The 14,050-nt window shown below is 63.9% G+C and carries 13 protein-coding genes; 1 reads left to right on the top strand and 12 read right to left on the bottom strand.

What is annotated here, in order from left to right:
• Nucleotides 1-65: 65 nt before the first annotated feature.
• The 10 genes from AAHM38_RS00605 to mdcA all read right to left on the bottom strand — a co-directional run bounded on the left by AAHM38_RS00605 (nucleotide 66) and on the right by mdcA (nucleotide 8,484).
• On the bottom strand, nucleotides 66-689 hold the full coding sequence (locus AAHM38_RS00605) for a L,D-transpeptidase (protein WP_116574954.1): 624 nt from the start codon (nucleotides 687-689) through the stop codon (nucleotides 66-68).
• 85 nt (nucleotides 690-774) lie between these two features.
• A complete protein-coding gene (mdcH, locus tag AAHM38_RS00610) occupies nucleotides 775-1,707 on the bottom strand; it encodes a malonate decarboxylase subunit epsilon (protein ID WP_116575129.1) in 933 nt (310 codons plus the stop codon).
• Nucleotides 1,704-2,339 carry a malonate decarboxylase holo-ACP synthase gene (locus AAHM38_RS00615; RefSeq protein ID WP_116574955.1) on the bottom strand — a complete coding sequence of 212 codons (636 nt, stop codon included), beginning with the start codon at nucleotides 2,337-2,339 and terminating at the stop codon, nucleotides 1,704-1,706. Before AAHM38_RS00615 ends, mdcH begins: the two co-directional genes overlap by 4 nt.
• Nucleotides 2,336-3,100: a malonate transporter subunit MadM gene (gene madM, locus AAHM38_RS00620; RefSeq protein ID WP_116574956.1), complete on the bottom strand. Its 765-nt coding sequence runs from the start codon at nucleotides 3,098-3,100 to the stop codon at nucleotides 2,336-2,338. Before madM ends, AAHM38_RS00615 begins: the two co-directional genes overlap by 4 nt.
• 11 nt (nucleotides 3,101-3,111) lie before the next feature.
• Nucleotides 3,112-3,519, bottom strand: a complete 408-nt coding sequence (madL, locus tag AAHM38_RS00625; protein ID WP_027679642.1) for a malonate transporter subunit MadL — start codon at nucleotides 3,517-3,519, stop codon at nucleotides 3,112-3,114.
• Nucleotides 3,520-3,889: 370 nt separating this feature from the next.
• The gene (gene mdcE, locus AAHM38_RS00630) at nucleotides 3,890-4,720 is read right to left on the bottom strand and encodes a biotin-independent malonate decarboxylase subunit gamma (protein WP_116574957.1); all 831 of its coding nucleotides are present in this window, start codon (nucleotides 4,718-4,720) and stop codon (nucleotides 3,890-3,892) included.
• On the bottom strand, nucleotides 4,717-5,562 hold the full coding sequence (locus AAHM38_RS00635; RefSeq protein WP_027679644.1) for a biotin-independent malonate decarboxylase subunit beta: 846 nt from the start codon (nucleotides 5,560-5,562) through the stop codon (nucleotides 4,717-4,719). The genes mdcE and AAHM38_RS00635 overlap by 4 nt, the downstream gene beginning before the upstream one ends.
• A gap of 9 nt (nucleotides 5,563-5,571) precedes the next feature.
• Nucleotides 5,572-5,880 carry a malonate decarboxylase subunit delta gene (locus AAHM38_RS00640; protein WP_116574958.1) on the bottom strand — a complete coding sequence of 103 codons (309 nt, stop codon included), beginning with the start codon at nucleotides 5,878-5,880 and terminating at the stop codon, nucleotides 5,572-5,574.
• Nucleotides 5,867-6,796, bottom strand: a complete 930-nt coding sequence (locus AAHM38_RS00645) for a triphosphoribosyl-dephospho-CoA synthase (RefSeq protein WP_116574959.1) — start codon at nucleotides 6,794-6,796, stop codon at nucleotides 5,867-5,869. Before AAHM38_RS00645 ends, AAHM38_RS00640 begins: the two co-directional genes overlap by 14 nt.
• Nucleotides 6,796-8,484: a malonate decarboxylase subunit alpha gene (gene mdcA / locus AAHM38_RS00650; RefSeq protein ID WP_116574960.1), complete on the bottom strand. Its 1,689-nt coding sequence runs from the start codon at nucleotides 8,482-8,484 to the stop codon at nucleotides 6,796-6,798. The genes AAHM38_RS00645 and mdcA overlap by 1 nt, the downstream gene beginning before the upstream one ends.
• A 165-nt stretch (nucleotides 8,485-8,649) precedes the next feature.
• On the opposite strand from mdcA, the gene AAHM38_RS00655 reads away from it, so the two are divergent.
• Nucleotides 8,650-9,555 (top strand): LysR substrate-binding domain-containing protein, encoded by a 906-nt coding sequence (locus AAHM38_RS00655; RefSeq protein ID WP_116574961.1) that lies wholly within the window; start codon nucleotides 8,650-8,652, stop codon nucleotides 9,553-9,555.
• A gap of 95 nt (nucleotides 9,556-9,650) precedes the next feature.
• On the opposite strand, the gene AAHM38_RS00660 is transcribed toward AAHM38_RS00655, so the two are convergent.
• Entirely contained in the window at nucleotides 9,651-12,593 is a 2,943-nt protein-coding gene (locus AAHM38_RS00660; protein WP_116574962.1) for a bifunctional diguanylate cyclase/phosphodiesterase, read from the bottom strand.
• A complete protein-coding gene (locus AAHM38_RS00665; protein ID WP_116575130.1) occupies nucleotides 12,590-13,981 on the bottom strand; it encodes an ABC transporter substrate-binding protein in 1,392 nt (463 codons plus the stop codon). The genes AAHM38_RS00660 and AAHM38_RS00665 overlap by 4 nt, the downstream gene beginning before the upstream one ends.
• Between the last annotated feature and the right edge of the window lie 69 nt (nucleotides 13,982-14,050).

Below are 14,050 nucleotides of genomic sequence, written 5' to 3' on the forward strand. Positions count from 1 at the left end.
AGCTGCCCCAAAGTTCGAGTGGGGTGATGCAGAACACGAGCGCAGGAATCAGGGCTAACGCTAGCCTAATAGCGAACGGCCAGCTCCATGTCTTTGGCATAGAGAAGAAACTCCTTTGCGAACGACTCCATTGAATTGGTCAGGTCGATGCACCCAATGGAGCCGGGAAACGAGCCGCCGTGAATAGTGAAGTTGTTACGACCGTACACGTTGGTTCCGGGGTCCGGGACCAATCCGACGCGACGTGTCCCCCACGCGATGGTGCATCCCGGCCAGCGTCCCGCTTTGATCCTGATGAAGTTGAGTATGCAGGCAGCGCGGTTGATGGCAGGCGCTTCTTCCCATTTCTGGAAGTCTGACTGCAATGCGACATAGCTCCCTTCGGGAATGGGACCTCTATCCTTGAGCGATTGATGCTCCTTTCCGTTGAAACCGGGCTTTCCAGAGACGGCAGGCCAACGTCTCTCAACTTGCCCGCCTTCGATCCATTGCAAGGATTGGCCATCAAAGAGAAGCCGAGCGTGTCGACGCGAGATGCGCCACTCCACCTCGTCCAAATTGAGCAGCTTGACGATATCGCGCGGTGTGGGGGTCTTCGGAAGCTCGTCGCCAAATCGGTCTTCAAGGAATGCCAGATACTGGCGGCGTAAGGCGTAATTCTCTGCGATGGCGTGCTCAAGCGGGCTCATAGACCGATGCGACCTTTTTGCGAAGAGCGCATCTTGCTATCAAGACCGCGAGAACGGATATCGGCCGACTCTGAGTTCGATACGGTCAGTTGTCGATGCGGCGCTGGCGCTGTATCCGCACCCGCACCGCATCCAGTCCGCTGCCAGCATCCAGCACCGCATCGTCCGCAAACACGCCTTGCGCCAGACGCGCCAGCGTGCCGCCGCCCGGCACCTCCACCGCCATGCGTGCGCCGCGTTCCAGCGCATGCCGCAGCGTGTCATGCCACAGCACAGGTCGCGCCATGTTCCACGCCAGGTCTTCAACGATGTGGTTCGCGCGGAATAGCGCCCGCGCTCGACTGCTGCTGACGTAGGTGATCTGTGGCGCGTGGGCGGTGGCCTCTGCCGCGGCGGCCGCAAGCTCGTCGGCTTGCGCGTCAAGCAACGGGCAGTGCGACGGCACCGCCATGCACAAGCGCGTTGCCTTCGATGCGCCGTGGGCCAGCGCTCGTTCGGCGACCTGCGCGAGCGCTGCGTCGTTGCCGGCCACGACGATCTGCCGTTCCGCATTCACGTTGGCGACATAGGCCGGCGTGGCCGCCGAGTTGACTTGCGCAACGATGGCAGCGACCTCGGGTTCGGTCAGCCCGGCGGTGACGACCATGCCGTAACCGCTCGGGTACGCGTCTTCCATGAGCTGACCACGCAGACGGACGAGGCGCAGCGCATCGCTGAACTCCAGCACACCGGCGACAACGGCGGCAGGCCACGCCCCGATGGACAGGCCCGCCGCCATGTCCGGCCCTGCGTCCTGCCGAACCAGCGTGCGAGCCACCGCGACGCCGGCAATCAAGAGACAAAGTTGTACGGCCACCGTCGACCGCAACGCCTCTGTGGTGTCGAGCGTGAGCGTATCGACGCCCAGCACGTCACCGGCTTCGGTCAACGTCTGCGCAACCGCCGGGTCATCAGGCAGCGCATGCAGCATGCCCGCGCGCTGGCTGCCCTGGCCGGGAAACATGAACAGGATGCTCACGCCGCGTCGCTCCATGGGTCTGCGACGAGCCGGGGGCCGTGGTCGGTCTTGAGCAACGTTTGATGCGGCGACGCCAGCCAGTCGCGTAACGCGAAGCCGCCGTGGCCGGTGTCGATCTGCAAATCGACGCGGCACTCGGTATCGCCCAACAGGCGGACGAGCTGATCGCGTTGCGCAGTCGACGGGGCACGCGGCATGCGCACGACGAGATCGAGATCGCTGTCCGCATGCAGCACCGGCAAGCCGCTGGCGAGCGCAAAGCCGGAGCCGCCCGTCGGTCCCCACGCCCAGCCGAGTGCGTTGAGGCCGGGCGTCAGAGCGCGCAAAGTGCGCAGCGCAGCGAACGGTGCGTTGTGACCGATGGAGGTGGCTTGGGCTGCCAGCGCCTCGGGCGAGACCACACGCGTGATGCTGTTGGCGGCTACCGTTGCTGCGCAGCGTTCATGCCGCGCGCCGCCGCGCAGGCCGACCGGTATGGAACCATCGGTGCCGCGCGGTGCGCGTCGCACCACGACAGGCGCCCCTTGCCGGCACGCCGTGATGGCCCAGTCCGGCAAGGGCGCGCCATCCGTCGCCACGGGTGTCTCAGATACCCACAGCAGATCGTGCGCACGCAGCAGCGTGGTTGTCATCGCAGCAGCGCTTGTGTGGCCAGGAACAGGATCGATGGCCCGAGCAGGCAACCGAGGCCCGTATGGAACGTCGCCACGAGCGAGCCGTACGGCACCAGGCGTCGGTCGGTAGCCGCCAGACCTGCCGACACCCCGCTGACCGTACCCGCCAATCCGCCGAACACCATGGCCGCGCGCGGGTTGTTCAAGCCCAGTGCCTTGGCCGCGAACGGCGTGCCGACCATCACCAGGATCGCCTTGACGAGGCCCGTCGCAATCGACAGCGCCATCACATCGGAGGTGGCGCCGAGCGCCGCTCCGGTGACCGGCCCGACGATGTACGTGACGGCACCCGCGCCGATGGTGGTGACGCTCACCGGATCGGTGTAACCGAAGGCATAGGCAACGCAGGCGCCGACGATGAACGGCAGCACCGTCCCGAGCAGCAGCGAGATGGCGCCGATCATGCCGGCCTTGCGCGCCTCGGTTACCTGCACTTCAAAGGCTGTGGCCACGATGGCGAAGTCGCGCAGCATGGCTCCGCCCATCAGGCCGATCCCGTCGAACAGTTTCAGGTCGGCCAGGCCACGCTCGCCGCCGGTCTGCATGCCGCCCCAATAGGCGAGCACCAGCCCGATCATGATGGCGATGGCCGAGCCGTGCACGCGCCCAAACGTCAGCTTCTTGGACACCCACATCGACAGGCCCATGACGATGCCGACCAGCGCGAACGCCGCGACCAGCCCGTTGTGCTGCAGGACTTTCTCTAGCATTGACAGCATGGTGCGGCTCCTTAGGCGCGGGCTTGTTCGGATTCAGGCAGTGGCGGAAGCGGTTGTCGGTTTTCTGCTTTGCCTGTGCGGTTGATGACCGCGATGCAGGCACCGCACACGATCACCGCGCCGATGGCACCGAGCAACGCAACGGGGCCGCCGCGCAGTGCCGTGACGACGTTCTGCGTGGCTGCCATGGCCACCACCACGGGGATGTACATGGCGCCCCAGAACGAGACGCCTGCCTCGGTGGCGGCAGGCATCAAGCCGCGCTTGTGCAGGTAGAGCCGCGCGAAGATGAGCAGCAGCATGGCGATGCCCACGCCGCCCACGTTCGCCTTCACGCCGATGGCCTGGCCGAGTAGATCGCCCAGGAAGAGGCCGGCTATGTGGCATAGCGCTAGCAGGGTTGTACCGTAGATGATCACGTCTTTGTCTCCTGAAGGAACGGCGATGGGTCGCCTGTTGTGGTGTTTGGGTGATCGAGGGTTGAAGAATGGTTGTTTTTGCGTTGATTGCGTTGATTGCGTTGGTGGTGCATCCCTTGTTTCATCCCCTGCCGGGGCTGACTTACTTTCTTTGTCTTGCCAAAGAAAGTAAGCAAAGAAAGGCGCGCCCGATGCGGCGAACCCCTCCTTGAATTTCCATAACCGGGCGGAGAAGGGGAAAACTCGCTTCGCTCAAACAGTTCCCCTTCTTTTTTCCGCCCGCTTACAGAAATTCAAGGCGCCGCATAGGGCAGGGTACGGCCACTCCATCTGGTGCTTTAGGTTCGCGCCGTGATGTGTCTCCTATTCGCTATGCGCTTTCTGGCTGGGCGTTCCATTGCTCGCGCAGGCGTTTGCGGACTTCCGACGATGCTTCGCGCAGTGGTGCGCCCAGGCGGCTTTCCAGGCCGCGCGATGGGTCGGCTGTGATGTCGGCCAGTGCTGCGGCGAGTGCGGTCTGCACGGTGTCGACGTCGCCTGCATCTGGCGCGTCGGCAGACTTCACCTTCAGCAGTTTCCACAGCAAACCGAGCGACGCGAAGCTGGCGATGTCGTATGCCATGGGCGGAATCTCTTGCGCGAGGCGTTCCAGGTCGGCGACGGAGCGCAGGGTTACGCGCGCGGCTGCGGCCTTGCCCATCGCGTGCACCATCACGTCGGCGTCGTCCAGTGCGAGCAGGCGATTGGCCTGGTAGCCGTGCGCGAGCAATGCGCCCGACATGGCGCGACCGACGATGAGGCCGATGACGGGGTGGCCGGCCAAGCGTGCGGCAGCGTAGGCGTCCGCCGCTGCAGCCAGCGCGAGGTGGATGCCGTAGGCCTCCTCGCGGCGGCCGTAGGCTTGGCTTGCCACATCGATGACGGCGACGATGGCGCGCTTCTTTTCCTGCCCTGCATCGGCACGCATGGCATCGCGCACGGCACGCGCAAGCTGCCAGCCTTCGACGAGGCCGACTTCACCGTTGCGTGCGCGGGGGAAGCGGTTCTCGGCATCGGGCACGACGGCGATGTAGCGAGCCGGCTGACCCGCGAGCGCGGCATCGACGACTTGCAGCGTGCTGCCGTAACCCGGCACCGGTGTGCCGACGGCGAGCGCGCGCATCCAGGTCGCGCCGCGCGTGGAAAGTTCGTTCTGGCTCATGCGACGTCCTTTGCGTAGTGCGCGCGCACATCTTCTGCGGTGGCTTGGCGCGACGTGTCGACAGCGGCAAGTTGGGCGAGGTAGTGGTCGATCTGCTCGCTGCGCTGGCGCGCGGGTGCGCCGGCACGCAGCCACTCGATCACCTGCGCGCGGATCGTGACGGAATCGTCTTCGATGCAGACATCGGCCAAGCCGGTGGCGGCGCGTTGTTCGCCTCCGGTGAGGCTCCAGATGAAGGGGCGATCGCGCGAGTCGTATTCTTCAATGCCGGCTTCCTGCTCGATCACCTGCGGGCCGTTCAGGCCGAGGCGCGCTTCGCGCGTCATCAGCAGGTAGCTGCACAGGCCCGCTGCGATGCTCATGCCGCCAAAGCAGCCGACCACGCCTGCGGTGATGCCGATCACCGGCCCATACTCGCGCAGCGCACGGATGCCTGCGTGGATTTCAGCAATGGCGGCAAGACCCAGGTTGGCTTCCTGCAGCCGCACGCCGCCGGTTTCGAAGACGATCACGGCGCGTGTGGGAATGCCGTTGCGGTTGTCTTCCACGGCCAGCTCCAGCGCGCCGGCAATCTTGGCGCCGGACACTTCGCCCATGCTGCCGCCCTGGAAGGCGCCCTCAATGGCGAGCACCACCGCGGGCTGTCCGCCCAGCGTGCCGCGCGCCACGACGACGCCATCATCGGCCTGCGTGACGATGCCCTGACGCGGCAGCCACGGCGAGGTCAATTGTTCGAACGGGTCCAGCAGCTCACGGAACGTGCCGGGGTCGAGCAGGGCAATGGCGCGTCGGCGCGCGTCGCGTTCGATAAAGCTGTCGCGTTCAATCGGGTTGCGTGACATGGCTTCTCCTCAAGATTGCGCCAGCGCGTCAAGCGCTTCAAGCGCCTGCTCGAGCCGCAACCGCACCACGGCCGGGGTCGCGCCGAAGTCGTTGATGGTGATCTTGGCAGCCGGCCACGCGTGCGAGCCGAACACACGCGCAAGCTGCGCCTGCCACGTCGCGCTCATGCCATTGACGGACGTGGTGATGGCCACGTCGATCTGGCCGGCGTGGCCCGGCGTCAACAGCACTTCAAGGTCGCCCGAGCCGACCACGCCGGCGTATGCACGGCGCCCGGCGGGTGCACCGCCGGTGAACTGAAAATCAAGATGCTCCATGTTCGGTTTCCTGATGAGCGGATTCGATGTCGGACGCTGCGTGCGCGCTTGCGGGCAGGCGGTCGAGGAACAGCGCGGCAGCCAGCAGGTCGGCCGCGCCGCCGGGTGACACGTGCAGCGCCAGCATGTCTTGTTCAAGCGTGCGGAAAGCGCGGCGGCCCTGCGGTGTTGCCAAGCCGCCTTCTGCACGCACAGTTGCCGCGCCCGTTTGCACAACGCGCAGTGCTTGGGCACCGCCGCGTGCGAGCACGCAGGTGTCGTCCAGCGCGGCCATGACGGCGAGCAATGCATCCACGCGGGCGTGGTCTTCGCGGATGCCGGCCGCACGCGCTTCGCGCAGCGCAGGCAGCGCCACCTTGATCACGTGCGGGAAGCCGGCGCAGGCCTGGCCCTTGGCCCCGCCGACGCCGTAGTCGTTGCAGGCGCGCTCGCCTTTGTGGCCAGTCGAGACGGGGGCAAAGCGGTCGGGAATGTTTGCCAGGCGCGCGGCGCGGCGCGCAACAGCGGCTGCGTCCACTGCAGGCGGTGTTTGAGCTGCAGCCGTCACCAGCAAGCCCAGCGCCCAGATGGCACCGCGGTGCGTGTTGACGCCGCCGGTGGCCTCGAGCATGGCCGCTTCGCCTTCGCGCCCCAGGCGGCCGATGCGCTCGCGCAGGGCAAGTTGCGCACCGGCCTGCATTTCGGTTTGCGCGCCGGCCAACGCCATGGCTTCAAACGCGGGGCGCAGCGTCTGCGCGGAATGCACCATCAGCGTCCAGTCCAGATCGTCATGCGCGCCGTTGCCGCGCACATCCACCAGGCCGGGCTTGGGCGACAGCGTCACTTCGTCAATAAGGGCAGACTCCACCAGCGCGGCCAATCGCTTCGCGCGTGCTTTCGGGCTGGCCGGCAGGGGCCGTTGCAATGTCTTTTCCATTACCAGCTCCGGAAGCGCGCAGGCGGGTCGTACAGGCCGCCGGACCATTCGACGAGGTCGGCGATGCTCTTGGCGGCGAGCAGCTCGCGGCTCGCGTCGCTGCGGCGCACGTCGAGGTCTTCGGGCAGCGCAATCAGGCCGTCGCGGCGCATCTGTTCGGTCTTGGACGGATCATGCCGCAGGCCGATCGACGTGACGCCCGCCACCGCCGCAATCATGGCGCGCCGCTCTTCCAGCGAACGTGCCTTGTAGAGATACGCAATGCCGTCTTCGGTTAGCAGGTGCGTGACGTCGTCGCCGTAGATCATGATGGGCGCGAGCGGCATGCCGCTTTGCTTGGCCACGGCCACCGCATCCAGCGTGTCGACAAAGGTCGGCTTGCCCCCCTCCTGGAACGTTTCGACCATCTGCACGACGAGCTTCTTGCCGCGCTCGAGCATCGTCACGGGTTCCGTCATGTCCAACCATGCAGGCGTGGCGTGACGGCGGCCGCGCGGGTCGTGGCCCATGTTGGGCGCGCCGCCAAAGCCGGCCAGGCGCCCGCGCGTGACGGTGGACGAGTGCCCGTCGCCATCCACCTGCAGCGTCGCACCGATAAAGAGATCCACCGCATATTGGCCCGCCAGTTGGCACAGCATGCGGTTCGAGCGCAACGAGCCATCGCGGCCGGTGAAGAACACATCGGGGCGCGCGGCCACGTAGCGCTCCATGCCGAGTTCCGTGCCGAAGCAGTGCACGCTTTCCACCCAGCCGGATTCGATGGCGGGAATCAGCGTCGGATGCGGGTTCAGCGTCCAGTTGCGGCAGATCTTGCCCTTGAGGCCCAGGCGCTCGCCGTACGTCGGCAGGATCAACTCGATGGCGGCGGTGTTGAAGCCGATGCCGTGGTTGAGCGACTGCACGTTGTGCCGCTGGTAGATGCCGCGAATGGCCATCATCGCCATCAGCACGTGCACGGGCTTGATGAGGCGCGGGTCGCGCGTGAAGAGCGGCTCGATGTAGAACGGCTTGTCGGCCTGCACGATGAAGTCGACCCACGAGCCGGGAATGTCGACGCGCGGCAGGTCGGCCGCGTCATCGACGATCTCGTTGACCTGCACGATGACGATGCCGTCGGAAAACGCCGTGGGTTCGACCAGCGCGGGCGTGTCTTCGGTGCTCGGCCCGGTATAGATGTTGCCGTCGCGGTCGGCCTTGAAACCGGCTACCAGCGACACGTTCGGAATCAGGTCCACCACCAGCCGGGCATACAGCTCGATGTAGGTGTGAATGGCGCCCACTTCCAGCAGCCCGTCGGCCAGCAACTGGCTGATGCGCAGGCTCTGCGGCCCCGCAAACGAGAAGTCGAGTTTGTGCGCGATGCCAGCTTCGAAAATATCGAGGTGTTCGGCGCGGCTCACGCTCGGCATGATCATGTGCAGATCGTGCAGGCGCTCCGGGTTCACCTTGGCGAGTGAGCGCGAGAGGAAATCCGCTTGTTTCTGGTTGTTGCCTTCCAGCACGACGCGGTCGCCCGGGGCGAGCAGCGCTTCGAGTGCGGCGACGATGTCGCCGGTGGGAATGACCTTGCCGTTGGCAATGCGGCGCGCTGCAGTCAGGCGGCGTTCTTTTTCGTCGCGCCGGCGGCGCCATTGCGGCGGGATGGGTGCGTTGGCCCCGTTTGCCGATTGGGTGGGCATCGGTTGCATTGGGTGGCGTCTCCAGCCTTGATTGATTTGATGCCCTGTACCGTAGGCTGTAAAAAGGTGCACTTCAATCAACCTAGGCGCGGTTTCATTAACTTGAAGTTAATGAAACAATGGCCAATTCTGATAGCAGCGCGCCCGTAGAACGCGCCCGGAGGAGCCCCTGCCATGGCAATCGATGAAGACATCACCCTAAAGAAGCTCGAGGTCTTCCAGTCGTTCATGACGCTGGGCAACATGGCCCGCGTGTCGGAGGCGTTGGGGCAAAGCACGGTGAGCGTGCACCGCGCGCTGCATTCGCTGGAAGAGGGTTTGCGCTGTCCGCTGTTCAAACGCGATGGGCGCAAGCTGATTCCGCTGTCGACCGCCTACGTGTTTGCCGAGCACGTGGAGCGCATCCTGGCCGAGTGCGAAGCCGGTGTGCGCCGCACGCGCGAAGCTGCAGGCTTTTCGTCAACGACGCTGAAGATCGGCGGGCTCTATTCGATGACGGTCGGCACGTTGCCGCGCATCTTTGCAGGCCTGAAAACACGCCGCTCCGCACTCGACATCGAACTCACGCTCGGTTCGAACCGCAGCCTGCTCGCCAAGCTGGAAGACGGGCAACTCGACGCCATCGTCATCGCGCTGGGCGAGCCGCTGCGCAATCCCGATCTGCTGACCCTGCCGATGTTTGACGACGAGATCCTCTTTGCCGCGCCACTGGGCTCGCCGTATGCGTCGTCAAAGGAGATCGATTTGCAAACCGTGCGCAGCGAAAAGTTCGTAGCGCTCGGCGATGACTTTGCGACGTATCACGACTTCATGGCCGCCTTCGACAAGGCAGGCTTTGCGCCACAGATTGCGCTGCGCGTGGGCGACATCTTCTCGCTCATGAACCTCGTGAGCGGCGGCATTGGCTATGCGCTGCTGCCGCGTCGTGTGGCCGATTTCAGCCCCAAGGTGCAGCTGATTCCGCTGGCCGCGCGCTATGCCATCAGCCAGCACATCGTGCTCGTGATGCAGCGCAATCGGGAGCGCGATCCGAACCTGCTCGCGTTGTCGGCGGAGTGCCGGTTATTGGGCGCGCGATAACGATGTTCATGTGTGCCGTACCACATGAAAGGCTTCTCCCGCTGCGGACGCGACGACGCGGCGCCTGATCTCTTCAAACTCCGTGTCCCGGTCCTTCATGCGGAAGCATCAGCGGCGCGCTTTTCGCTCATGGGCCAGACGCGACGTTCGAATTCATGCGGCGGAACCGGGGTCGAATAAAGAAAGCCCTGCGCAAAATCGCAATCGACTGCCTTGAGAAAATCCCGCTGCTCGGCGGTCTCCACGCCTTCGGCAATGACTTTGAGCCCCAATTTGTGCGCAAGCACGACCATCGCCTCGCACAGCGCCTGGTTGTCTTCGTCAAAGCTCAGGTTGTAGACGAATGAACGATCGATCTTCAGGTAGTCAATATCGAAGCGCTTGAGATACGCAAGCGACGAGTAACCGGTTCCGAAGTCGTCAATCGAGATTCCGATGCCTGCGCTGCGCAGCGTCAGCAGCGTCTCGTCCGTCCGCGATTCGGCCTGCAGTAGCAGCCCTTCCGTGATTTCCACCATCACGCTCTGAGCGGGCAGCCCTTCCCGAGCAAGGAAGTCTGGCCATCGCGCGCACAGTTGGCCATCCTGCCGCATCTGCACCGGAGACATGTTGACGCTGATCTGGAAAGACGGATGGAACCGGTCGCGCCATTGACGCGCCTGTCGCACCGCCTGCTTGAATACCCAATCGCCGATGGGGACGATGAGGCCCGTGTCTTCCGCCACGGAAATGAAATCATGCGGGCTGATGGTGCCGCGCTCCGGGTGCAGCCAGCGGATCAGCGCCTCGGCTTTGCAAACCTCGCCCGTGGCCAGCTCGACGATGGGCTGGTAGTAGACCTGAAACTGGCCGCTGGGCAGCGCGGTGCGCAGATCGCTGGTGAGCCGCAGGCGCTGTTCGGCCTCCACCTGCATATCGGGCTTGAAGTAACTGAAGCGATTGCGCCCGGCGTTCTTGGCCGCATACATGGCTTGATCTGCATTCTTGAACAGCACGTCAAGATCGTGGGCGTCGTCGGGGTAGAACGTGACGCCAACGCTGGCAGAGATGAAAGCTTCGTCTGCGCCCAGTTTGAATGGCTCGGCCAACTTGCCGATGATGGTCCTGGCGATCCGCTCAACGCTCTCTGCGTCATCCACATTGGGCAGGATGACGGTGAACTCATCGCCGCCAAGGCGGGCGACCGTATCCGTTTGGCGTACGCACGAGCTGATGCGCTTGCCGGCCTCGATCAGCAACGTATCTCCCCTGTCGTGCCCGAGCGAGTCGTTGACCTCCTTGAAGCGGTCGAGATCGATCAGCATCAACGCCATGCGCCGCCCGATACGGCCCGGCTGACTGGCTTCCTGCGCGAGTCGCTCGTGGAACATCTGCCGATTTGGCAGGCCCGTCAGTGCATCGAAATTGGCCTGTTTCCAGATGGTTGCCTCAAACGCCATCCGGTCGGAGAGATCACGACCGACCGCCAACACGGAATGCACATTGCCGGCTTGGTCGGTCTCCGGCGTGAGGCGGACGTGCGAGCATTGTTCCTGACCATCCTTGCCGGCCCATCTCAGTTCGAATTGCGCGCTTGTGCCGCTTGAAATGACGTCGCTAATGATCTTTTCGTAGACGCGCGCGTTGTCGCCGCCGGGGAGTTCCGAGGGCCGCTTGCCCAGCGCTTCCATAAGGCTGCAACCAGCCAGGGCACAGAACGCAGGGTTGGCGTAGATGCGGCGGGACTCGCGGTCATAGCGGGCAATCGTATCGGGCGAGTTTTCGATCAGTGTGCGAGACTCCCGCTCCCGCGTGACGAGCTCTGCCGTCCGCTCGACGACGGTCTGCTCGAGCGAGGCATTGATCTCGTTGATCTTCTGGATCTTCTGTTTGATCGCTTCGCGCATTCTCTCGAAGCGCTGCGCGAGCCTGCTCAACTCGTCCTGGGCGCGGGCCCCGGCCTCCACGCGCTTTCCTTCGTCCACCTGGGCGCCGGCATCGTCGCTGGTATCGTGCACCTTGCGCACCAGCTCCCTGAGCGGCGCAGAAATGCTGTGCGAGATGAAGTAGGCGAGGAAGATCGACAGCAGAACCCCCGAGATGCCGACCAGCGCAATCTGGTTGCGCACCGCCTGCGCCTCGGCCGTCAGCTTTTTCTCCGCGATGGTGCTCACCACGAACCAGGTCGTGCCGGGAATTTTTGCGTACGCAGTCAAATAGCGTCCTCCGCGCTTTCCCTCGACCGCAACAAAGCTTCGCGCCTCGCCCGATGTCGCGTTGCGCGCGAGGTTTTCGAGCAGGCCGGGTTCGGGGAGTGCGCCGATATCATTCGAGGCGTCGGCGGCCCGGATGATGACCTCGTTACTCGCATCGAGAATGTAGATTTGCGTACCGCTGCCCGTGGCGACGTCGTTGAAGATGGTCGAGAAGTATGCCGGGCGGACGATCAGCACCAGATTGCCGAGCTGGCGGTTGCTGTTCTTGTCGATGATGGCGCGCACCACCCCGACGTTTTGCTGTCCAACACCGTTGTCGTAGCTGCCCCAGTACGTGTGCGCATGCTCGTCCTGAGCGCGTGAGACGAGGCGTGTCACACCCTCGGTCAATTGCGTGGCGGCCTGGGTGTCGAGAATCCGGTTGTTCTTGTCGAGCAGATACTTCTGGTTGATGAAATCAACCGATCCGTAATGCTCGAGGAGCAGCCGCGCCATGTCCTGGCGTGCCTCGCTTTGCTCCTTGCTGTTGCCGCTCGCAGCCCTGGCAAGCGCACCTTGAACCCGATTGGAGAGCACCAGCAAGTTGCTTTCCGTCTCGATCTGCCGCATGCGCAATTCGATGTTCCTCGAGACTTGCTTGACCACCTCCTTCGAGAAGATCTCTGCGTTGTCCTTGATTGCCGCGATCGAGTTCACGTATGAAATGCTGGCCGAAATGCAGATCGGCAGCAGAGACAGCAGGATGAACGCGGCAACCAGCCGGTGGCGAATCTCAACGCGGCGAAGCAGGTCCTGTGAGAGATAGTCGAAAGCGCGCTGCAGCAACCGTGGGATCGAGTTCATTTGTAGTGCATCTTCGCTTCATTCTTGACCGACTCGTCGAGTCGCTTGGCCGCTTGGCGGGGCGACATCTTCTTGAGCAGCACGTCCTGCATCAACCCATGCAGTGACTCGAGCGTGTTTGAAGGCAGCGTCGAGTAGTACGGGCTGGCAGTCACCAGATAGCGGCTGACGGTATTCGTGTAGTCGACGATTTCCGGGTCAGTGACGGCCGTTTCCGCGTCTTGCTGGAACGGGGAGATGTTGTGGCGCTTTCTCTGCAGGATCGGGAAGCCTTTGCCGGCGATGAATTCCAGAAAGCGCCTTGCAGCCGCCTTGTTGGGGGTCTCGCATACGGCAAAGCCTGTCTCGCTGCCGAGCACGGGCACCACCTGCTCGCCGCGCTTATTCCATGGCGGAATGAACGCGCCGACCGCAAAGCGATTGCCGTGCAGCAACTGGCCCGCCGCCCAACTGCCCTGGAAGGCCATCGCCACCTTGCCTTCCTTAAAAAGACGCATGCCGTCGTCGTAGCCGGTTGCCATGAACGACGCCTGGACGTAGCCACGTTCCGGCAGCAGAGCCATTTTGGCGAAGATATCGGCAACCTCGGGGGTGTCGAGATCCAGCGTGCCCTCGGCCATCTTGCTTTTCCAGTTCGGCTCGTGCGCGATCACGTTGTTAGCGAAGCCCGAGGCAAACGGCCCGTTTCCGAGCATGTTCGGGAATGCGCCGTTCAACATCATGGGCGTGAATCCTGCGCGTTTGAGTTGCGCGCAAACGCGCAGGAACTCGTCGAAATTTGCTGGCAGCTTGTCGATGCCCGCTTTTTCGAACATCTCGCGGTTGTAGTAGATCATCGTCGTTGCGACACCGCCCGAGATGCCGAATCCTGTGCCGCGGCGGCTGGTCCAGTCCCGCTTGAGCGGGGCGAGCATGTTGGTCCACGCCGATGTCTGGCTGACATTGGCCAGGATGCCCTGATCTGCCAGTTCGGCCGAATAGGCATTTGGGTTGACGCTCAAAAGATCGGGCATCGTGCCCGCAGCGACGCGGGGTTTGATGTTCTCTTCGACCGAATTGCCGATCATGAACTGAACGTCCACCTGCACATCGGGATTGAGCTTGCTGAACTCGGCAGCAATCTGAAGCATCTGCTCGGGCCAGTCCGGTGCCCAGATCAATGCCGTAATGCTGGTCCGGTGCGGCGGGGGCGCACTGGTGATGGGGGCGTCTTGCTGGTGGCAACCGGACAGAACCAGCAAACCGATCAGACCGGATAGCAGCCGGGCAAAGTGGCTTCGTCGCACATCACGCTCGCGTTGGGTTCGGTATGAGCCGGTTGTGCTCGCGGAGCAGGAGAGACCTCTCGCGGCCGTCCGTCGTTTGGGGCCCTCGATATTGCTGAGCATGGATTGCCTGTAGATGACGGCATGCGCCAGCAGCACCCGCCACGCCCGGCAGATCGGGGCGCCCATGCG

Source organism: Ralstonia sp. OTU4908 (genome assembly GCF_038440115.1).
GTDB lineage: Bacteria > Pseudomonadota > Gammaproteobacteria > Burkholderiales > Burkholderiaceae > Ralstonia > Ralstonia pickettii.